General features: G+C 36.9%; 1 pseudogene. It reads left to right on the top strand.

The features are described from left to right. Positions 1–352 (top strand): annotated as a pseudogene (locus HMPREF2846_RS10710) (transposase); the annotation flags it as partial.

The raw sequence follows: 352 nt of genomic DNA, 5'->3' as shown, positions 1-352 counted from the left end.
ATGAAACTCTAAAAAATGAATTTACTAAATTTCAGGAAAAACTGGTTACCAATAATGGAGATGTGCTTGATCTAGATGAAGATAATGAAGTCGATGATGTAGAGCTTCAATGGTTCAAGAAAAATATAAATGCACAAGTGCTTCCAAATGGTTATTGTAGATTGCCAGTAATAGCAGGTGGTTGTCCACATGCGAATGCATGCTTAGATTGCACTCACTTCTGTACCAGTAAGCAATTCTTACCACAGCACGAAGAACAGTTAGAGCGTACAGAAGAGTTATTAGCCATAGCTAAGGATAAACAATGGCAAAGACAAGTAGAGACTAATAGCCGTGTTAAAGAGCGTTTAGA

Origin of the sequence: Staphylococcus sp. HMSC056G08, from assembly GCF_001812305.1 — a bacterium.
GTDB lineage: Bacteria > Bacillota > Bacilli > Staphylococcales > Staphylococcaceae > Staphylococcus > Staphylococcus simulans.
The sequence above is the reverse complement of the archived record's forward strand: the minus strand, read 5'-3'. Positions and strand labels throughout refer to the sequence as shown.